This window comes from Mycobacterium sp. ENV421, from assembly GCF_002887815.1.
GTDB lineage: Bacteria > Actinomycetota > Actinomycetes > Mycobacteriales > Mycobacteriaceae > Mycobacterium.
The window spans coordinates 31,425-50,196 of sequence record NZ_PDHO01000014.1 but is presented as its reverse complement, the minus strand read 5'-3'; the positions used below and the strand labels follow the sequence as shown (position 1 = coordinate 50,196).

The window sequence follows — 18,772 nt, the reverse complement described above, 5'->3', positions numbered from 1 at the left end:
TCGTCAGCCGACGTGCCGGGCCAGCCAGTCACGCAGCGGCGCCCCGGCCCGCAGGGTGGTGACCACCCGACCCTTGGCCTTCGCCGTGCCCAGCCAGGCGCCGACCTGCCAGGTCTTCATCATCGCGATGCCCTTGTGGCGCAGCAGCTCGATGCGCGGATGATCCTTCGGGTAGCCCCTCGGCGCGGTCTTGAGAACATCGTGGGCCATCGTGTCGTAGCCGCCCTTGTGCAGCGTGTCGACGATCCCGGCCAGCGCGGCGCCAGACTTCTCGGCGTCGACGGCCGCCCGGTACCGGGCCAGCGCCGCGGCATCGGGCATGTACAGACCGCTGCCCACCGACAGACCGTCAGCCGAGAAGGACACGTAGCCGGAGCCGAGCCTGGCCGCGCAGTTGGTCTTGTACGGGGATTTGTCGGCGCTGAACCGCACGTCGCGGTGCGGCCGGAACAGCGTGCCCTCGCCGAACTCACCGGCCAGCTCGGCGAGCAGTTCCTCCATCGGCGCCTTCACCTGACGGTCGTAGACGCTGCGATGCCGGGTCCAGTAGACCTTGGAGTTGTCGGCCTCCAGGCCCTCGTAGAACTCCACGGCCTCGATCGGCCAGCCCCGAAACGCCATTCCGACATTGTGTGACACTCTGGTGCCCGATGAAACCAGTGCGGTGTTTCCCTGTGGCGTTGACCGTCGCGATGGCCAGTGCGGTGTTGTTCGCCGCGCCGGCTGTGGCCACGCCCAACTCGGGCATCGAGGCCGAGACCCTGGTGCAGTCCACTCTCAACGGCAGGGACTTCGTCACCCGGGAGCTGACCATCGCCCCCGGCGGAACCACCGGCTGGCACTACCACCCCGGCCAGGTGTTCGGGGTGATCAAGCAGGGCACGTTGACCCACTACAAGGGCGACTGCTCGGTCGACGGTGTGTACAACGCGGGCGACTCGATCAGCGAGGGCAGCGGCACCGGGTACATCCACGAGGGCCGCAATGAGGGCCCGGTCCCCGTGGTCATGTGGGTGCTCTACATCAAGCCCGCGGGCAGCCAGCTGGCAGTCGATGCACCGAATCCGGGTTGCCCGTTCGAATAAGTGGCAATCCAACCGGTCCTCGGCTCCGAATTACGGAGGCGACGAACGGAGGATCCATGTCGGCGAAGCAGATCCGATGCCTGGTGACCGGTGCCACCGGTTACGTCGGCGGCCGTCTGGTGCCGCGACTGCTGGAGGACGGCTTCGCGGTGCGCGCGCTGGCACGAAATCCGGACAAGCTCGCGAACGTGCCGTGGCGCGACCAGATCGAGATCGCCCGCGGTGACCTCACCGACGCCGACTCACTCACCGAGGCGTTCACCGACGTCGACGTCGTCTACTACCTGGTGCACTCCATGGGCACGTCGGCGGATTTCGCCGCCGACGAGCGGCGGGCGGCCCAGAACGTCGTCACCGCCGCCCGCAGCGCGGGCGTGAAGCGCATCGTCTATCTCAGCGGCCTGCACCCGGAGGGCGCCGAGTTGTCCACGCATCTGGCGTCGCGCACCACGGTCGGTGAGATCCTCATCGCGTCGGGCATCGAGACCGTGGTGCTGCAGGCCGGGGTGGTGGTGGGCTCGGGGTCGGCGTCGTTCGAGATGATCCGTCACCTCACCGACCGGCTGCCGGTGATGACGACGCCGAAGTGGGTGCACAACAAGATTCAGCCGATCGCGATCCGCGACGTTCTGCACTACCTGGCTGCTGCCGCCACCGCCGACGTGCCGAAGTCGCGGGCCTGGGACATCGGCGGGCCGGACGTCCTGGAGTACGGCGACATGATGCAGATCTATGCCGAGGTGGCGGGACTGAGTCGACGGCACATGATCGTGCTGCCGGTGCTGACCCCACGGATCGCCGCACTGTGGGTGGGGTTCGTGACGCCCATCCCGTCCGGTCTGGCCCGTCCGCTGGTCGAATCCCTGCACTGCGACGCCGTCATGGCCAACCACGACATCGACACCATCATCGACCGGCCCGCCGCCGGCCTCACCCCCTACCGGCGGGCGGTTTCCCTCGCCCTGGCCCGGATCGCCCGCGGCGAGGTGGAGACCACGTGGGACACCGGCACCGCCGCACCGCTGCCCAGCGACCCGGATTGGGCCGGCGCCATCGTCTACACCGACGCCCGGTCGTGGCGCACGAAGGTCAGCCCGGAGCGGCTGTGGGAAGCGGTCGAACACAGCGTTCCGGAGCGCTGGCATGTCGAGGGCCGCGACGAGGGTGCGATGCTGCGGCTACGGGCCGACGATCGCAGCCCAGGCGTTCGGTGGCTGGAGATGCGGGTTTCACCCGAACAAGGCGGCAGCAGATACGAGCAGCGGGCGATCTTCTATCCGCGCGGGCTGCTGGGCCGGGTCTACTGGCTCGCCGGACGTCCGCTGCACTCGGCGACGCTCCGCGCGCAGCTGCGCAAGGTCAGCGAGGCCGCCGGGTGAGCGTCAGGGCCTGCTGAGCGCCGAGACGTTGTCGTTGTCGACGGAGACCGGCTGGATCGGAAGCCCGGTGCGGGCGGCGGTGGCCAGCATGTGCTCGACGACGTTTTTACCCAGGGCCGTCTCGCCGGGCAGTTCGATCGGGTAGGTGCCGTCGAAGCAGGCGCAGCACAGCCGCGTCGCGGGCTGTTCGGTCGCCGCGATCATGCCCTGCTGTGAGATGTAGCCCAGGGTGTCGGCGCCGATCGCGTGGCGTACCGCTTCGAGCATCTCGCCCTGATGGTCCACCGCGTTGGCGATCAGTTCGGCCGGGGTGGCGAAGTCGATGCCGTAGAAGCACGGCCACTTCACCGGCGGCGACGCGATGCGCACGTGCACCTCGACCGCGCCCGCCTCCCGCAGCATCCGCACCAGCGCGCGTTGGGTGTTGCCGCGGACGATCGAGTCGTCGACGACGATGAGCCGCTTGCCGCGGATCACTTCCTTGAGCGGGTTGAGCTTGAGCCGGATACCGAGCTGGCGGATGGTCTGCGATGGCTGGATGAACGTGCGCCCGACATAGGCGTTCTTCATCAGCCCCTGGCCGAACGGGATGCCGGACCCTTGGGCGTATCCGACCGCGGCGGGTGTGCCTGACTCCGGGACGCCGATGACCAGGTCGGCGTCGACGGGCTGCTCGGCGGCGAGCCGGCGGCCGATGTCGACGCGGGTGGCGTGCACGGACCGGCCGCCGATGACACTGTCGGGGCGGGCGAGGTAGACGTACTCGAACACGCAACCCTTGGGGGTCGGGTTGGCGAACCGGGTGGAGCGGACCCCGTCGGCGTCGATGGCCAGCAGCTCACCGGGCTCGATGTCGCGGACGAACGAGGCGCCGACGATGTCGAGGGCGGCGGTTTCGGAGGCCACCACCCAGCCGCGGTCGAGCCGGCCCAGCGACAGCGGGCGCACGCCGTGCGGGTCGCGCGCGGCGTAGAGCGTGTTCTCGTCCATGAAGGTGAGGCAGAACGCCCCGCGCACGCTGGGCAGCAGTTCCAGGGCGGCCTGCTCGATCGTGGAGTCCGCCGCGCCGTGGGCCAGCAGGGCGCCGAGGATGTCGGAGTCGGTGGTCGCCGCACCCGGCATGTTCGGGTTGATCAACCCGGCGTCGCGCGCGCGGGCGGCCAGATCGGTCGTGTTGACCAGGTTTCCGTTGTGTCCCAACGCGATTCCGGTGCCCGCCGCGGTGTTACGGAACACCGGCTGGGCGTTTTCCCAGGTCGTGGACCCGGTGGTGGAATACCGGCAGTGGCCGATGGCGACGTGGCCCGGCATGGCGGCCAGCGTCTGCTCGTCGAACACCTGGCTGACCAGACCCAGATCCTTGAACACCAGGACCTGCGATCCGTCGGCTACGGCGATGCCTGCGGCTTCCTGACCCCTGTGCTGCAGGGCATAGAGACCGTAATAAGTGAGCTTGGCTACATCCTCGCCTGGAGCCCATACGCCGAAGACGCCGCACTCTTCCCGAGGGTCGTTCTCCACTTGTTCGGTCACGATATGGGCTGCTCCCTGGCGCAGGTTGGTGACGTAAGCCAGTTTACGGGCATCGGCTCCAAACACGGAACTGAACGCCGAGTGTCGGGGCCTCAGTCGGTGAGTGTCACGATGGGGAGCCAGGCCGCGACCTCGCCCGCCCGGGATCCCGACAGCCGCAACGCGCCCAGTCGGGCCGCCTCGCCGACGTCGAGCAGACCCGTTGCCAGCCGCAGCCACGTCCGCGGATCGACCTCCACCACATTGGGGGGTGTGCCACGGGTGTGGCGGGGCCCGGAGATGCATTGCACCGCAACAAAAGGTGGCACGCGCACCTCGACGCTCGCGCCTGGCGCGAGCGTGGCCAGGGTACGGGCGGTCAATCGGACGGCTGTGGCGATCGCCTGGCGGTCGGGGCCGGCCGCGCTGTCGTCACGCAGCCAGTCCGCCACGGCGCGCACCGCGGCGACGGTGGCTTCGGGGTCGGCGCTGCGAGCGGGCACCAGTCGAGTATGCGGTATTGACGTCAACCGAAGTTGAGGTCCTACCGTGGCGTGATGGCGTTCAAACCGCACGAAATCGAGTACCTGAAGTCGGCGGATCTCGGCAGGCTTGCCACCATCGCGCCGGACGGCACGCTGCAGAACAGTCCGGTCGGCTTCTCCTACAACGACGCACTCGGCACCCTCGACGTCGTCGGCTACAACATGGCCAAGAGCCGCAAGTTCCGCAACCTGGCCACCAACAACACCGTTGCGTTCGTGGTCGACGACATCGCCTCGCGCAGCCCTTGGCGGGTGCGGTGTCTGGAGATCCGTGGCACCGCCGAGCAGGCCGAGACCGACTCCCCCGGCGACGGCATCGACACTGCAATCATCCGGATCACGCCCAAACGGATCATCAGCTTCGGCATCGACGACACCGAGACCGAGCCGCACGACCTGGTGCCGGACAGCCGGGACGTGCCGACGACGGGCGACTAGCGCCGCTGCAGCACCAGTGCGGCGACCGCGGCGGACTCGTTGAACGCCGTGTGTGCGAGCACCGGCGCCAGCACGCTCCCCGACCGTCTGGCGAGCCAGCCGAACACCCATCCGGCCACGCCCGTCACCACCACGGTGCCCAGTACCGGGTCGCCGACCCGCCGGGCGTCGGGGATGTGCCACAGCCCGAAGGCGACCGCTTGCGCCAGCGGGCCGAACGTCGGCCCGAACGCCCGTACGGCGGCGGTCTGGAGCAGTCCCCGAAACAGCATCTCCTCCGTCCAGGCCGTGGCGACCGGAATCTCCAGTGCCAGCCAGCGGACGGGATCCGGCGGGACCGTGCGGTCCATCATCCCTTGGCGCACCCGGGGAACTCTCGTCAATGCCGCGACAGCCGTGACCACCAGCCCGAAGACCACCGCACCGGATCTCAGCCCCGACCACAGTCGCGGCGGGCGCAACCCCAGCGGCGCGCCGACGGCCGCCGCCAACCCGGTGCTGACGATCGCGCGCACGGCAGGCGCGCCGGAATCCTTGGTGATCATTGGAATTCGGGCCCGCCTGCCGCGATGAGCTTGTCGAGGGAGCGCCGGACACGGTCGGTGTCGGCATGCGTCCAGCCGTCAGGTGCGGCGACCGCGACCCAGCCGTCGAGCGGGCTGTCGCCATAGTTGTGGCCGTGCCCGTTCGGCGCCGCCTGCGAGCTGGTGACGTTGCCCGCCATATCGGCACTCACCTGCCAGAACGTGACGATCGGGTACCACTGCATGGCCGGGCTGCGGTCGAAGCCCGGCGGCTCCCGCAGCCAGTCCGGCCTGGTGAACAGCAGCCGCGGTGACCACCACACCACCGGGTCGGACGGGTGCTGCAGATAGAGCACCCGGGTGCCCTTCCACGTCGGCGATGCCGCGATCCCGGCGATCTGCTCGGGCCCGGCCGCCTGCGCGAACCGCACAGTACGCCCGCCGTCGTAGCGCGGTTGGTACTCCGGGGAGCCGGGATCGCGCCGCACGGTCAGCGCTTTCCACAAGGCGCTGGCGTTGGGCGGCCCGACCCACAGCACCGACGAGAACCCCTTGTCGACGACGTCGGGCAGGTATCCGAACGCGCCTTGTCCGGCCAGCGACCCCAGGCTCTCGCCGTAGAGCATCAGCTTGGGCCGCGTGGCCTCCGGCCATTGCAGCCATCGGCGTTGGATGCCGTTGATCATCGCCCGGCCCGCCTCGACCGACTTGTCGCGGTCGGCCAGGAACGAGATCCAGCTCGGCAGGTACGAGTACTGCATGGCGACCAGCGCGGTGTCGCCGTTGTACACCGACTCGATGGCCCTGGCCGCCACCGGGTCGACCCAGCCGGTGCCGGTGGTGGGGATGATGACCAGAACCTTGCGCTCAAAAGCCTTGGTGCGCTGTAACTCCGAGAGCAGCACAGCCACCCGGCCCTCGGTGGTGTCCGCCGTTTCCAGGCCGGCGTAGATCCGGATCGGCTCCTTGGCGGGCTGCCCGTTGAGCTCGGTGAGCTCGGCGGCATCCGGCCCGGTGCCGACGAAGTTGCGGCCCTGGAATCCAAGGGTGTCCCATGCGGCGAATGATGCTGGGCTGCCTGATCTTTCGGGCTGGATAGGTTGTTCGACGCCGGGGCGGGTGGTGTCGTTCTGCGGCTGCAACACCGCACTGGCACCGGCGATGAAGCCGCGGTAGAGCACACCGTTGACGAGGGTGATGACCAGCACCACGACGATCGCGGTGCCGATGAACATCGCGACCTCGTCGTTGATGTCCCAGCGCCGGATCATCTGCCGCGCGAGGAACTTGATGGCGTCCTTGATCACCCGCGCGACGCTGACGAACAGCCCACCGGCAACCAGCGCGACGGCCAGCGTACGCAGGTAGATCAGCGTGGACGGACCGTCGATACCCATGACGGCCGCGATCTGGCGCTGCCACGCGGCGGCCGGCACCAGCATCAGCACGCTGGCACCGATCGACAGCACCACGGTCGCGATCTTGAGGCGGACGGCGACCCGCGCACTCGGCGGCCACCACGGCTGGTGGTTGAGGAAGAGCCGGCGAACCACTTTGCCTGCGAGCACCCCGATGGCGTAGCCGATGGCGGCGTTGATCCCGCCGATCACACCGGACAGTACCCAGTCGCGCGGCACCAACGACGGAGTCAGGGACAGGCAGAAGAACAGCGCGCCGACCGCCACCCCGACGAAGTCCAGCCGGACCAGGCTCCACGCCCACTCGATCAGCGACTCGCGGCGACGCTGCGCCCCCTGCGGGGACTGCGCCTCACCGGTGACGTCGTCGACCGCACTGGTCATCCGAACAGCCCGGGCAGCACTTTCTCGGAGGTGGCGCGCAGCTCCGCCAGCGTCACGGTGAACAAGCCTTGCACGTCAACGGAATCCGAGCCGGGGTCCGACACCCCGATCCGGGTGACCGGCAGCCCGCGGGCCTCGCACATCGACACGAAGCGGCTCTCCTCGGTGCGTGGCACGGCGACCAGGGCACGGCCAGCGGACTCCGAGAAGAGCAGAACAAACGCATCCGCCACGGAGTCACAACCGCTGGGAAGCACGATGCGGCAACCGGTTTCACCGGCCAACGCCGCTTCGATGACCGCCTGGATGAGCCCGCCTTCACTGAGGTCGTGGGCTGCCGAGGCGAGGCCGTCGCGGGACGCGGCCGCCAGCACCTCGGCGAGCAGCTTCTCCCGTTCCAGGTCCACCTGTGGCGGCACACCGCCGAGGTGGTCACCGGTGACCTGCGCCCAGATCGAGCCGTCGAACTCGTCGCGGGTGTCGCCGAGCAGCAGCAGGGTCTCCCCCGGCTCGTTGCCGAGCCCGGTGGGCAACCGGCGCGTCACGTCGTCGAGGACGCCCAGCACACCCACCACCGGGGTGGGCAGGATGGGCGTCGCCCCGGTCTGGTTGTAGAAGCTGACATTGCCGCCGGTGACCGGAATGCCGAGGGCCGCACAGCCATCCGCCAACCCGCGGACAGCCTGAGAGAACTGCCACATCACCCCGGGGTCTTCGGGCGAACCGAAGTTGAGGCAGTTGGTCACCGCGACCGGCGTCGCCCCGGTGACGGCGACATTGCGGTAGGCCTCGGCCAGCGCCAGCTGTGCGCCTGTGTACGGATCGAGCTGTGTGTACCGTCCCGACGCATCGGTGGACAGCGCGATGCCGCGGCCGGTGGCTTCGTCGATGCGCAGCACCCCGCCGTCGGCGTGCTCGGCCAGCACGGTGTTACCGCGCACGTAGCGGTCGTACTGTTCGGTGATGAACGCCCGGCTGCACAGATGCGGACTGCCAACCAGCGCAAGCACAGTCGCGCGCAGCTCGTCACCGGTCTGCGGCCGCGGCAGGGTGGCCGACGTGTCGGCGATCAGCGCGTCCTGACTGTCGGGCCGTTGCACCGGGCGCTCGTAGACCGGACCCTCGTGGGCCACGGTCCGCGGCGGCACGTCGACGACGGTCTCGCCCTGCCAGGTGATCTGCAACCGGTCGCCGTCGGTGACCTCACCGATGACGGTGGCCAGCACATCCCATTTGCGGCACACCGCCAGGAACGCCTCGACGTTCTCCGGGGTGACCACTGCGCACATGCGTTCCTGCGACTCGCTGGACAGCACCTCGGCCGGGGTCATGTCCTTGGCCCGCAGTGGCACCCGGTCCAGCTCGATGCGCATCCCGCCATCACCGGCGGATGCGAGTTCGGATGTCGCACAGGACAATCCGGCCCCGCCGAGGTCCTGGATCCCGACCACCAGGCCGGCGGCGTACAGCTCCAGGCAGCATTCGATGAGCACCTTCTCGGTGAACGGGTCACCGACCTGGACGCTCGGCAGTTTCTTGCGGCCCGCGCCGGACTCGTCGCCGGAGAAGGTGTCCGACGCCAGCACCGACACCCCGCCGATGCCGTCGAGGCCGGTGCGCGCACCGAACAGGATGATCTTGTTGCCGGTGCCGGAGGCGAATGCCAGGTGCAGATCTTCCTTGCGCAGCACCCCCACGCACAGCGCGTTGACCAGAGGGTTGCCGGCGTAGGAGGCGTCGAACACCGTCTCGCCGCCGATGTTCGGCAGGCCGAGCGAGTTGCCGTAGCCGCCGACGCCGCGGACCACGCCGTCGAGCACCCGGCGGGTGTCGGGGGCGTCGGCAGCACCGAACCGCAGCTGGTCCATGACCGCCACCGGGCGCGCGCCCATGGCCATGATGTCGCGCACGATGCCGCCGACACCGGTGGCCGCGCCCTGGTAGGGCTCGACGTAGGACGGGTGGTTGTGCGACTCGACCTTGAACGTCACCGCCCAGCCGTCGCCGATGTCCACCACGCCGGCGTTCTCGCCGATACCGGCCAGCATCGAGGACCGCATGGCCTCCGTGGTGGTCTCACCGAAGTAGCGCAGGTGCACCTTGGAGGACTTGTACGAGCAGTGTTCGCTCCACATCACCGAGTACATGGCGAGCTCGGCGTCGGTGGGCCTGCGGCCGAGGATGTCCCGGATCCGCTGATATTCGTCGTCTTTGAGGCCGAGTTCGCGATACGGCTGCGGGTGCTCGGGGGTGGTTGACGCGTGGTCGACGGTGTCGACTGCTCCAGAGAGCCCAGATGTCACGCCAAACAGTCTAGTGGCGCAGCTGCGCAGCGCCGCGTCGTCGCGCCTGGGAGCGGGCGAAGGCGTGCGCGACGCCCGCGGCGGACAGGCCGTGGACGACCACACTGCTCAACACCACCAGCACCATGATCAACAGCACCTGCTTCTCGATGCCGCCTTCGAGCACGTTGAACGCCAGCAGACCGAAGACGATCGAGGTGGTCCCCCGGGGTCCCAGCCAGCCGACCAGCAGCCGTTCGCGCCAATCCATCCTCGATCCGAGCAGCGCGAACATCACCGGGATGAGCCGCACGATGGTCACGGCGACGACCGTGTAACCGACGATGCCCCACGTGACACCGCCCGACATCAGCGCGATCACGCCGATCCCGGCCACCACGAACCACATGAACGCTGTCAGCAGCACGGCCACGTCGTCGATGAGTTCCAGTTCCCGGTGCTTGTCCTCAGCCAAATCCCCGGGTCGCTCCGCTCCTGCTCGCCGGACCTTGCGCACATAGTTCAGCGCCATCCCGCACAGGAACGCCGACACGAACCCGTTGCCGCCCAGGCCCACACTCAGCGAGTAGGACAGCAGCGGCGCGGCGACGTAGATGATCCGCTTGGACTGCTCGGTCATCAGGTTGCGCCCGTCGGCGGCGTTGGCCAGCCTGCCGAGTAGCCAGCCGACCGCCGGGCCGACGAGCAGGGCGATGCCGATCTCGGGAAGCGCCTCGGCGAGCGCGTCCATCGGCGGCTCTTCGTCGTCGGGACCCGACGCCAGCGCCAGCGCGAAGACCAACACCGGCGCGATGATTCCGTCTTTGTAGCCTGCCTCGACGTTGAGCAGGTCGCGCACCCGCTCGGGAATGCGCGCGTCGCGCAGGATCCGGGACGCGGGCGCGAAATCGGTCGGCACCACGATGCAGGCCAGCACGAGCAGCACCGGCCACGTGACCCCGGGCAGCAGCAACCAGCCCAGGACGAAGGCCAGCCCGATGCTGAGCGGCAGCGCGACACCCAGCAACCGCAACGCCGAGCGCGGGTCGCGGCCCAACAGCCCGCCGCGCACGTCGGTGGCGTCGACGAACACCAGCACCGCCAGGATCAGTTCCGCAAGGTGTTGGGCGACCTGAGAGTTCAAGGTGTCGGCCACCGCGTGGTAGGTGCCGTACTCGATGCCCGCCCCGACGACCACCAGCAGGATCGGCGCGGTGATCCGGCCCCGCTGCATCGGGCGGGCCAGCAGCGCCCAGACCGCCAGCACCACCGAGAGCGCGATCAGCGACTGCACCACAGCAACGCATCTTTCCGCAGACACCCGGCGTGCGCGCGCCGGGGTGACCCGGCATGACCTCGCGGGTAATTGAGCGCCCGCAGCGGCGGCGACAGGCTGGCGGTGACGCGCCCGACACCGAGCGCCCGACGCAGGAGGCCGACCATGACCGATATCCAGACCACGCACACGTTCAGCGCGCAGATGTGGGCCGCCTTCTGGGCCGCGCCCGAGTTGTCAGCAGGCCAGGTCATCCTGGCCGACGACATCGTCGGATACTGGCCCGGACACCCCGAACCGGTTCGGGGCCTCGACGGCTACACCCAGAAGATCGCCGATCTCCTGACGGCCTACCCCGACCTGCGGCTCGAATTGATCGACAGCGCAACGGTTCCCGGCGACTCGGCAAACGAGGAGCTGGTGTTCCTGCATTACGTCGGAACGGCGACAGGTCCAGGCGGGCCGTTCCGCATCCGTGGCATCGACCGGGTGCGCACCCGCGACGGCATCGTGGTGGAGAACGTCATCCGCTACGACCCGGCCGAGTTCCCCGGCTGAGCGCAGCTACCGCGGCGCCAGAAATGCTTGCAGCGCAGCGGCATACGCGATGATGTCGGCCGCACCCATCAGTTCGCGGGCTGAGTGCATGGCCAGCTGGGCCGCCCCGACGTCCACGGTGGGGATGCCGGTGCGCGCCGACGTCATGGGCCCGATCGTCGAGCCGCACGGCAGGTCGGCGCGGTGCTCGTAGCGCTGCAGCGGCACACCCGCCTGCCGGCAGGCCAGTTCGAATGCGGCCGCGGTCCGGCCGTCAGTGGCGTAGCGCAGGTTCGGTTGCACCTTGAGCACCGGGCCGCCGTCGACGGCGATCAGGTGACCGGGTTCGTGCCGGTCGGGGTAGTTGGGATGGGTCGCGTGCGCCATGTCGCCGGAGGCCACCATGGACGCGGTGAGCGTGCGCAGGAAATCCTCGCGGTCACCACCGGCGGCCAGCACGATGCGTTCCAGCGTGGTCGGCAGCAAATCGGACTGGGCGCCGTGATCCGAGGTCGAGCCGACCTCCTCGTGGTCGAACAGTGCCAACACCGGCAGGTAACCGTGCGGCTCGGCGGCCAGGAACGCCTCCAGCCCGGCGTAGCAGGTGCCCTGATTGTCCAGCCTGGGTGCGCTGACGAACTCGCCATCCGCACCGATGAGCGCCGACGGGGTCAGGTCGTGGGTCATCAGGTCGGCCGACAACAGGTCTGCCGGGTTCACCCCGGCGTGCTCGGCGACGTAGGACAGGAACGACCGTGGCGTGTCACCCAGCCCCCAGACCGCGTTCACGTGGCGTTGCGGATCGAGCTTGACCGCTGCGCGGTCTTCGGCGAGGTGGATGGCCAGCTGCGGCACCCGCAGGATCGGGGCGTCGATGCGCACCAGCCGGTGCGACACCCCGCCGTCGGCGCCGCGGTCCCGTATCGAGAGCCGCCCGCTGATCCCGAGGTCGCGGTCCAGCCACGAGTTGAGCCACGCCCCGCCGTACGGTTCGAGCGCGACCACCTGCCAGCCGGCCACCACCCGGTCCGGATGCTGTTTGACGCGCAGGTTCGGGCTGTCGGTGTGGCCGCCGACGATGCGGAACGGCCGATTGTCGCCGCCGCTGTTCCAGGCCACCAGCGATCCGGCCCGCACCGTGAAGAACCGGCCGCCCCGGTCGGGCCACCGATCGGTTTCGGCCAGTTCGGTGTAGCCCGCGTCGCGTAGCCGCTGCGCCGCCGTCTGGCAGACGTGGAACGGCGACGGCGACGCGTCGATGAATTCGCACAATCCCCGCGCGCTGGCAGCTGTGGACATGATCACCATCATCGCCGACGTCATTTTCGTTAGGGTCAGACGGTGCCCACCCCGCTACCGCAACCGGTACTGGCTCCCCTGACACCTGCCGCCATCTTCCTGGTGGCCACGATCGACGACGGCGGCGAGGCCGCAGTGCACGACGCGCTGCCCGACCTCGCCGGGCTGGTCCGGGCGATCGGCTTTCGCGATCCGTCCAAGCACCTCTCGATGGTGACGTCGATCGGATCGCAGGCGTGGGATCGCCTGTTCTCCGGGCCGCGTCCGAAGGATCTGCACCCGTTCGTCGAGCTGCACGGCGCCCGCCACCACGCCCCGTCCACTCCGGGTGACCTGTTGTTCCACATCCGCGCCGAGGTGCTCGACGTCTGCTTCGAGCTGGCCGGCCGGGTCGCCAAGGCGATGGCGGGGGCGATCACGATCGTCGACGAGGTGCACGGCTTCAAGTTCTTCGACAACCGCGATCTGCTCGGCTTCGTCGACGGCACCGAGAATCCGGACGGTCCGGTTGCGGTGAGCGCCAGCCAAATCGGGGACGAGGACCCGGATTTCGCCGGCGGCTGTTACGTGCACGTGCAGAAGTACCTGCACGACATGGCGTCGTGGGAATCGCTGTCGGTGACCGAACAGGAACGCGTCATCGGACGTTCCAAACTCGAGGACATCGAGATGGACGACGACGTGAAGCCGGCCAACTCCCACATCGCGCTCAACGTCATCGAAGACGCCGATGGCAACGAGCTCAAGATCCTGCGGCACAACATGCCGTTCGGGGAGATCGGCAAAGCCGAGTTCGGCACGTACTACATCGGCTATTCGCGCTCCCCGGCCGTCACCGAGAAGATGTTGGAGAACATGTTCATCGGCGACCCGCCCGGGAACACCGACCGGATCCTGGATTTCTCCACCGCCGTCACCGGCACCCTGTTCTTCACCCCCCTCACCGATTTCCTCAACGATCCGCCGCCGATGCCGGGCTTCGGCGACGTCGACACAGCTCCCCCGGCACCCGCCCCCACCTCCGACGGCTCATTGGCGATCGGCAGCCTGAAAGGACAGTCCTGATGAACAACCTCTACCGCGAGCTCGCTCCGATCACCGAATCGGCTTGGAGCGAAATCGAATTGGAGGCCAGCCGGACGTTCAAGCGGCATATCGCCGGTCGTCGCGTCGTCGACGTCAGTGAGCCGGGCGGTCCGGTGACGGCCGCGGTGAGCACCGGTCATCTGCGCGACGTGGCAGCGCCGGCCGACGGCGTGCTCGCGCACCTTCGGGAATCCAAGCCGTTGGTTCGGCTGCGGGTGCCGTTCACGGTGTCGCGCACCGCAATCGACGACGTGGAGCGCGGCGCGCAGGACTCGGACTGGGATCCGGTCAAAGCCGCGGCCAAGAAGCTGGCGTTCATCGAGGACCGTGCGATCTTCGAGGGGTACGCCGACGCGTCGATCGACGGCATCCGGACGTGCAGCTCCAACCCGGCGCTGGCCCTGCCGGAGGACGCCCGCGAGTATCCCGACGTCTTCGCCCAGGCCCTGTCTGAGCTGCGGCTGGCCGGTGTGGACGGTCCGTACTCGGTGCTGCTGTCCGCCGACGCCTACACCAAGGTCAGCGAGACCACCGAGCACGGCTATCCGATCCGCGAGCACCTCAACCGGCTGGTGGATGGCGAGATCATCTGGGCGCCCGCGATCGACGGCGCGTTCCTGCTGAGCACCCGCGGCGGCGATTTCGACCTGCAGCTGGGCACCGATGTCGCGATCGGCTACCTGAGCCATGACGCGGAGACGGTCCAGCTGTACCTGGAGGAAACGCTGACGTTCCTGTGCTACACCGCTGAGGCGTCGGTCGCGCTGACCGCCTAGCTGGCCGCCAGCACCGCGTCCAGCGCGGAGTAGAAGATGCCGAGCCCGTCGTCGGACGGGCCGGTCAGCGCTTCGGTGGCGTGTTCGGGGTGCGGCATAAGCCCGACGACCCGGCCGTTGGCGGAGCTGATCCCGGCGATGTCGCGCATCGAGCCGTTGAGGTTCTCGGCGTAGCGGAACACCACCCGGCCTTCGCCTTCGAGTTCGTCGAGCACAGCCTCGCCGGCCACGTAGCGGCCCTCCCCGGACTTCAGCGGGACCAGCAGTTCGGCGCCGGATTCGTACCGCGACGTCCATGCACTGGTGATCGAATCCACCCGCAGCCAGACGTCGCGGCAGATGAAGTGCAGCCCGGCGTTGCGGGTCAGCGCGCCGGGCAGCAGTCCGGCTTCGCAGAGCACCTGGAAGCCGTTGCAGATGCCGAGCACCGGCATACCGGCCTTGGCGGCGGTGATCACCTCGCCCATCACCGGCGCGAACTTCGCGATCGCACCGCAGCGCAGGTAGTCACCGTAGGAGAAGCCGCCCGGCACCACCACGGCGTCGACGCCCTTGAGGTCGGCGTCGCCGTGCCACAGGTTGACCGCCTCGGCGCCGGCGAGCCGTACCGCGCGGGCGGCGTCGACGTCGTCGAGCGTGCCGGGGAAGGTGATGACCCCGATCCGGGCGCTCACCCTTGTTCCCGGGTGACCGACCAGTCCTCGATCACGGTGTTCGCCAGCAGCGATTCGGCGATCTCCGCGAGCGCCGAGTCGCTGATCGAATCGTCGACCTCGAGCTCGAATCGCTTGCCCTGCCGGACATCCGAGATGCCGGTGTGTCCCAGCCGGCCCAGTGCGCCGACGATCGCCTGACCTTGCGGGTCGAGGATCTCGGCTTTGGGCATCACGTTGACCACTACTCGGGCCACAGGCGCTCCTGCTGACGTCGGCGAATGTTGCGGTGTAACTCTACCGGCGGCTCATCAGCAGGACCCGATGTAGGCGGTGCACAGCGGCGCGCCGAGGGCGTCGAGCAGGTTGTCGTCGCTGGCCATCGGCCATGGGGTCTGCGGCGGTGCGGTTGACCACATCGCCAGCTCGGTCACCGTGCTGTTGGCCGGATTGGCCACCACGTACTGGCGCAGGATCACCGGACCGCTGATCACCGCGGCCATCCGGTCGGGCTCGTTGACGGTCAGCGACGGCGACGCTGTCGGGTTGGTGCGCTGGCAGGACCGCAGCGCGGCGACCGCGGCGTGGAAGACGTCCTGCGCCAGTTGGCCGCCGCGCCAGGTCTCTCCTCGCCAGTGCATCACCTGTGCCTGCAGCTGCCATTGGCCGTCGGGGTTGACGACGGAGGCGCGTTCGGCGACGGCGTAGGCGCGTGGGTCCTGGGCCACCGGCGGTGTTCGGCACAGCTCCTCGAACCGGAACCGGGGTGCGACGGCGGTGACCGCCACCCCGGCCAGCCGGGGCCAGGTGTAGCGGGCGTTGAGCGGTATCGCCCAGGGGGCTATCCATGCCGCGTCCGGAATGCGGTCGCAGTTGGGCGGGCAGGTGTCGGGATCGGCGGCAGCGTGCGGCGGGATGGTGAGCCCGCAGGCCACCAGCATCACCGCGATGACCAACCGCATGTATTCGACGCCTTCCAGTGCGCGCACAATCGTAAGCATGGAGCTGACGCATTTCGGGCATTCATGTCTTCTCGCCGAGTTCGACGGCGCCACCGTGCTGTTCGATCCGGGTAATTTCTCGCACGGCTTCGAGGGCGTGACCGGTCTGTCGGCGATCCTCATCACCCACCAGCATCCCGACCATGCCGACCGCGAACGGCTGCCTGCGCTGGTGGAGGCCAACCCGAACGCGGTGCTCTACGCCGATCCGGCGACCGCGGCCGAGCTCGGCGAACCCTGGCGCGCCGTGCAGGTCGGCGACGAGCTGAACGTGGCCGGGCTGACCATCCGCGGGGTGGGCGGGCGCCACGCCGTAATCCATCCGGAGATTCCGGTCATCGACAACATCTCGTATCTGGTCGGCGACGCCGAGCACCCGGCCCGGCTCATGCACCCCGGTGACGCGCTGTTCGTCCCCGGCGAGCCGGTGGATGTGCTGGCCACCCCGGCGGCCGCCCCGTGGATGAAGATCTCCGAGGCGGTGGACTATCTGCGGGCGGTCGCGCCGGAGCACGCGGTTCCGATCCATCAGGGGGTGGTGGCTCCGGAGGCGCGCGGCATCTACTACGGTCGGCTCACCGAGATGACCGACACGGATTTCCGGGTGCTGCCGGAAGAGAATTCGTTCCGGTTCTGAGCGCACAAGGCGGACAGGCGAATTGACCAACTGATGTTCGACAGCTGGCGGGTGCGTCGACGCGGACAACAGTGTCAGGCGACCGTCGTGCACGCGCAGCAGGCCGCCAAGATCGCGACCAACGACTACCGCAAGTACCAATTCGTCGTCGACGTTCATCCTCCGGGCGCCGCACCGGTCCGCGTCGAGATCACCGAGACGTTCACCGTCGGCGGATTGAAGCCCGCGGTGGGCGACATCGTGGGGGTGCGATGGGACGCCACCTCGAACCGAGCCGTCTTCGACCTGGACGGTGACCCCCGCTACGACATCAAGGCGCTCCGCGCGCAGCAGGACGCGCGGCGCAACAACCTACTCGACCAGCCGCCGGATTAGAGACCCAGGGAGAAACTCATGAGCACAGCTGACCTGACCAGGCTGTTCGGACTGTCCGGCAAGACCGCGCTGGTCACCGGGGGCAGCAGCGGTATCGGGGTGATGATCTCCCGCGGCCTGCTGCAGGCCGGCGCCGAGGTGATCATCAGTTCGCGCAAGGCCGACAAGTGCGAGCAGGTGGTCGGCGAGCTGTCGCAGTTCGGCACCATCCGCGCCATCCCGGCCGACCTGTCCCGTCAGGACGAATGCAAGCGCCTGGCCGCCGAGGTCCTGGCCGGCACCGACAAGCTGGACATCCTGGTCAACAACGCCGGGGCGACGTGGGGCGAGCCGCTGGAATCGTTTCCGACCTCGGCTTGGGACAAGGTGCTCGACCTCAACGTCAAGTCGCCGTTCTGGCTGGTGCAGGAACTGGTCGGCGCGTTGCGCAATGCCGCGACTGCCGACGATCCCGCACGGGTGATCAACATCGGCAGCATCGACGGGATCCAGGTGCCGGTGATGAACACCTACTCGTACTCGGCCAGCAAGGCAGCCGTGCACCAGTTGACTCGCGTGCTGGCCAAAGAACTTGGCCCTCAGCACATCACGGTGAACGCGGTGGCACCGGGGCCGTTCCAGTCGAAGATGATGGCCGCCACGCTGGACGCGTTCGGGGACGCGATCGCGGCCTCGTCGCCGCTGGGGCGGATCGGCCGCGACGACGACATGGCTGGTGTCGCGGTGTTCCTGGCCAGCCGGGCCGGGTCTTACATGAACGGGGCGATCATCCCGGTCGACGGCGGTATGGCGACCACGGCGAGCGGGTCGAGCTCACGCAGCTAGTCAGGCTGCGGAAGCCGCGGGGGCGTCGGTTTCCCACCGGTACACCGTCGGCGTGCAGCCGTGCAGCAAGGCCAGATCGATCGCGTCGAGCATGGCCTGACGGGGCCCGACCTTGCGCAATTGCTTTGCGGTGACGGCCAATCGGACGATCCCGCCACGTCGCGCGGTGCGCTCCGCCGATAGCACCAGCGTCCGGCACCACCATGGCTCGGTGACGAACCCTTCGCCGATTCCGACCACCCGGGAGCGCGTTGTCGTGCCGGTGACCAGGTCGGTGATGCCGTGCAAATCGACGAGCAGACGGAAGCCGTTGCGCGGCAACGCCAGTGCCGTCCCCGCGGAGACAGTCCAGCCCGGCGCGGCGAACAGCCGACTCCGCAGACCGACGTGTTCGAGGACCCGATCGGCGCCCATGAGCCGCAGGTTCGCCTCGTGCGCGGGCAGCGCACCGAACTCGCCGCGGCGCTTCTTGGTGGCGGCGGCGTCGAATCCGTGCAGCACCACCGCATCACCCCCGGATCGCCGGTCCGTCAGCCAGCCGATGGTGCGGGAGTCGGATTCCAGCCGGTACCCGTCCTTGAGCCGAGGGGCGACGAGCAGCGACAGCGGAACCGCGCGACTGTCGAGCGCGGCACAGAACTCGTCGACGTCGCCGCGCGTCCGATCGCTGATCCCGGACACCGACACGATGAGTTGTCCAGCCACCCTCGCAGTCTGGCAATTCCAGGTGTCCAGATGGT

21 protein-coding genes are annotated in these 18,772 nt (G+C 68.8%); 9 read left to right on the top strand and 12 right to left on the bottom strand.

Features of this window, described 5'->3' with window-relative positions:
* Positions 1 to 3: 3 nt before the first annotated feature.
* Positions 4 to 621 carry a DUF2461 domain-containing protein gene (locus tag CRM90_RS17430; protein WP_102808204.1) on the bottom strand — a complete coding sequence of 206 codons (618 nt, stop codon included), beginning with the start codon at positions 619 to 621 and terminating at the stop codon, positions 4 to 6.
* A gap of 53 nt (positions 622 to 674) precedes the next feature.
* On the opposite strand from CRM90_RS17430, the gene CRM90_RS17425 reads away from it, so the two are divergent.
* Positions 675 to 1,085 (top strand): cupin domain-containing protein, encoded by a 411-nt coding sequence (locus CRM90_RS17425; RefSeq protein WP_353616981.1) that lies wholly within the window; start codon positions 675 to 677, stop codon positions 1,083 to 1,085.
* Between the two features lie 56 nt (positions 1,086 to 1,141).
* Positions 1,142 to 2,464, top strand: coding sequence for a DUF2867 domain-containing protein (locus CRM90_RS17420; RefSeq protein WP_102808202.1), 1,323 nt, complete (start codon positions 1,142 to 1,144; stop codon positions 2,462 to 2,464).
* A 3-nt stretch (positions 2,465 to 2,467) separates the two neighbouring features.
* Here the strand turns inward: CRM90_RS17420 and purF are convergent, their stop codons facing one another.
* A complete protein-coding gene (gene purF, locus CRM90_RS17415; RefSeq protein ID WP_102808288.1) occupies positions 2,468 to 4,000 on the bottom strand; it encodes an amidophosphoribosyltransferase in 1,533 nt (510 codons plus the stop codon).
* An 89-nt stretch (positions 4,001 to 4,089) separates the two neighbouring features.
* The gene (locus CRM90_RS17410) at positions 4,090 to 4,482 is read right to left on the bottom strand and encodes a sterol carrier family protein (protein WP_102808287.1); all 393 of its coding nucleotides are present in this window, start codon (positions 4,480 to 4,482) and stop codon (positions 4,090 to 4,092) included.
* Positions 4,483 to 4,533: 51 nt separating this feature from the next.
* Here CRM90_RS17410 and CRM90_RS17405 point away from each other — a divergent pair, with 51 nt between their 5' ends.
* Entirely contained in the window at positions 4,534 to 4,959 is a 426-nt protein-coding gene (locus CRM90_RS17405; protein ID WP_102808201.1) for a PPOX class F420-dependent oxidoreductase, read from the top strand.
* Here CRM90_RS17405 and CRM90_RS17400 read toward each other — a convergent pair.
* From CRM90_RS17400 to CRM90_RS17385, 4 genes are read right to left on the bottom strand one after another with little or no spacing between them, the layout of a single operon-like run.
* Positions 4,956 to 5,504, bottom strand: coding sequence for an Rv0804 family intramembrane glutamic endopeptidase (locus CRM90_RS17400; RefSeq protein ID WP_102808200.1), 549 nt, complete (start codon positions 5,502 to 5,504; stop codon positions 4,956 to 4,958). The two genes, CRM90_RS17405 and CRM90_RS17400, sit on opposite strands and share 4 nt — an antisense overlap.
* Entirely contained in the window at positions 5,501 to 7,285 is a 1,785-nt protein-coding gene (locus CRM90_RS17395; protein WP_102808199.1) for an alpha/beta hydrolase, read from the bottom strand. Before CRM90_RS17395 ends, CRM90_RS17400 begins: the two co-directional genes overlap by 4 nt.
* On the bottom strand, positions 7,282 to 9,588 hold the full coding sequence (gene purL / locus CRM90_RS17390) for a phosphoribosylformylglycinamidine synthase subunit PurL (protein WP_102808198.1): 2,307 nt from the start codon (positions 9,586 to 9,588) through the stop codon (positions 7,282 to 7,284). The genes CRM90_RS17395 and purL overlap by 4 nt, the downstream gene beginning before the upstream one ends.
* A 10-nt stretch (positions 9,589 to 9,598) precedes the next feature.
* Entirely contained in the window at positions 9,599 to 10,864 is a 1,266-nt protein-coding gene (locus CRM90_RS17385; protein ID WP_102808197.1) for a cation:proton antiporter, read from the bottom strand.
* Between the two features lie 144 nt (positions 10,865 to 11,008).
* Here CRM90_RS17385 and CRM90_RS17380 point away from each other — a divergent pair, with 144 nt between their 5' ends.
* A complete protein-coding gene (locus tag CRM90_RS17380) occupies positions 11,009 to 11,401 on the top strand; it encodes a nuclear transport factor 2 family protein (RefSeq protein WP_102808196.1) in 393 nt (130 codons plus the stop codon).
* A 6-nt stretch (positions 11,402 to 11,407) separates the two neighbouring features.
* Here CRM90_RS17380 and CRM90_RS17375 read toward each other — a convergent pair whose 3' ends face one another.
* Positions 11,408 to 12,679, bottom strand: coding sequence for a M18 family aminopeptidase (locus CRM90_RS17375; RefSeq protein WP_102808286.1), 1,272 nt, complete (start codon positions 12,677 to 12,679; stop codon positions 11,408 to 11,410).
* A 42-nt stretch (positions 12,680 to 12,721) separates the two neighbouring features.
* Here CRM90_RS17375 and CRM90_RS17370 point away from each other — a divergent pair, with 42 nt between their 5' ends.
* Positions 12,722 to 13,744 (top strand): Dyp-type peroxidase, encoded by a 1,023-nt coding sequence (locus CRM90_RS17370; RefSeq protein WP_102808195.1) that lies wholly within the window; start codon positions 12,722 to 12,724, stop codon positions 13,742 to 13,744.
* Complete coding sequence (locus CRM90_RS17365) at positions 13,744 to 14,541, top strand: family 1 encapsulin nanocompartment shell protein (protein WP_102808194.1); 798 nt, start codon at positions 13,744 to 13,746, stop codon at positions 14,539 to 14,541. The genes CRM90_RS17370 and CRM90_RS17365 overlap by 1 nt, the downstream gene beginning before the upstream one ends.
* Here the strand turns inward: CRM90_RS17365 and purQ are convergent.
* Genes purQ through CRM90_RS17350 form a run of 3 tightly spaced genes read right to left on the bottom strand, consistent with a single transcriptional unit; the run spans position 14,538 to position 16,183 of the window.
* Positions 14,538 to 15,215, bottom strand: coding sequence for a phosphoribosylformylglycinamidine synthase subunit PurQ (gene purQ / locus CRM90_RS17360; RefSeq protein WP_102808193.1), 678 nt, complete (start codon positions 15,213 to 15,215; stop codon positions 14,538 to 14,540). The two genes, CRM90_RS17365 and purQ, sit on opposite strands and share 4 nt — an antisense overlap.
* Positions 15,212 to 15,451 (bottom strand): phosphoribosylformylglycinamidine synthase subunit PurS, encoded by a 240-nt coding sequence (purS, locus tag CRM90_RS17355; RefSeq protein WP_102808192.1) that lies wholly within the window; start codon positions 15,449 to 15,451, stop codon positions 15,212 to 15,214. Before purS ends, purQ begins: the two co-directional genes overlap by 4 nt.
* Before the next feature lie 54 nt (positions 15,452 to 15,505).
* Positions 15,506 to 16,183, bottom strand: coding sequence for an ATPase (locus CRM90_RS17350; protein WP_233209374.1), 678 nt, complete (start codon positions 16,181 to 16,183; stop codon positions 15,506 to 15,508).
* Positions 16,184 to 16,193: 10 nt separating this feature from the next.
* On the opposite strand from CRM90_RS17350, the gene CRM90_RS17345 reads away from it, so the two are divergent.
* The 3 genes from CRM90_RS17345 to CRM90_RS17335 are packed head-to-tail and all read left to right on the top strand — an operon-like array spanning position 16,194 to position 18,032.
* Positions 16,194 to 16,832 (top strand): MBL fold metallo-hydrolase, encoded by a 639-nt coding sequence (locus CRM90_RS17345; protein ID WP_102808191.1) that lies wholly within the window; start codon positions 16,194 to 16,196, stop codon positions 16,830 to 16,832.
* A 33-nt stretch (positions 16,833 to 16,865) separates the two neighbouring features.
* Entirely contained in the window at positions 16,866 to 17,207 is a 342-nt protein-coding gene (locus CRM90_RS17340; RefSeq protein WP_102808190.1) for a hypothetical protein, read from the top strand.
* An 18-nt stretch (positions 17,208 to 17,225) separates the two neighbouring features.
* A complete protein-coding gene (locus tag CRM90_RS17335) occupies positions 17,226 to 18,032 on the top strand; it encodes an SDR family oxidoreductase (RefSeq protein ID WP_102808189.1) in 807 nt (268 codons plus the stop codon).
* On the opposite strand, the gene CRM90_RS17330 is transcribed toward CRM90_RS17335, so the two are convergent.
* Positions 18,033 to 18,737 (bottom strand): DUF2334 domain-containing protein, encoded by a 705-nt coding sequence (locus CRM90_RS17330; RefSeq protein ID WP_102808188.1) that lies wholly within the window; start codon positions 18,735 to 18,737, stop codon positions 18,033 to 18,035.
* Between the last annotated feature and the right edge of the window lie 35 nt (positions 18,738 to 18,772).

Excerpts from the sequence above, each read along its gene's own strand:
- CRM90_RS17430 (WP_102808204.1), bottom strand. The coding sequence starts at position 621 with ATGGCGTTTCGGGGCTGGCCGATCGAGGCCGTGGAGTTCTACGAGGGC.
- CRM90_RS17420 (WP_102808202.1), top strand. The coding sequence starts at position 1,142 with ATGTCGGCGAAGCAGATCCGATGCCTGGTGACCGGTGCCACCGGTTAC.
- CRM90_RS17405 (WP_102808201.1), top strand. The coding sequence starts at position 4,534 with ATGGCGTTCAAACCGCACGAAATCGAGTACCTGAAGTCGGCGGATCTC.
- CRM90_RS17400 (WP_102808200.1), bottom strand. The coding sequence starts at position 5,504 with ATGATCACCAAGGATTCCGGCGCGCCTGCCGTGCGCGCGATCGTCAGC.
- CRM90_RS17395 (WP_102808199.1), bottom strand. The coding sequence starts at position 7,285 with ATGACCAGTGCGGTCGACGACGTCACCGGTGAGGCGCAGTCCCCGCAG.
- CRM90_RS17380 (WP_102808196.1), top strand. The coding sequence starts at position 11,009 with ATGACCGATATCCAGACCACGCACACGTTCAGCGCGCAGATGTGGGCC.
- CRM90_RS17375 (WP_102808286.1), bottom strand. The coding sequence starts at position 12,679 with ATGTCCACAGCTGCCAGCGCGCGGGGATTGTGCGAATTCATCGACGCG.
- CRM90_RS17365 (WP_102808194.1), top strand. The coding sequence starts at position 13,744 with ATGAACAACCTCTACCGCGAGCTCGCTCCGATCACCGAATCGGCTTGG.
- CRM90_RS17345 (WP_102808191.1), top strand. The coding sequence starts at position 16,194 with ATGGAGCTGACGCATTTCGGGCATTCATGTCTTCTCGCCGAGTTCGAC.
- CRM90_RS17340 (WP_102808190.1), top strand. The coding sequence starts at position 16,866 with ATGTTCGACAGCTGGCGGGTGCGTCGACGCGGACAACAGTGTCAGGCG.
- CRM90_RS17335 (WP_102808189.1), top strand. The coding sequence starts at position 17,226 with ATGAGCACAGCTGACCTGACCAGGCTGTTCGGACTGTCCGGCAAGACC.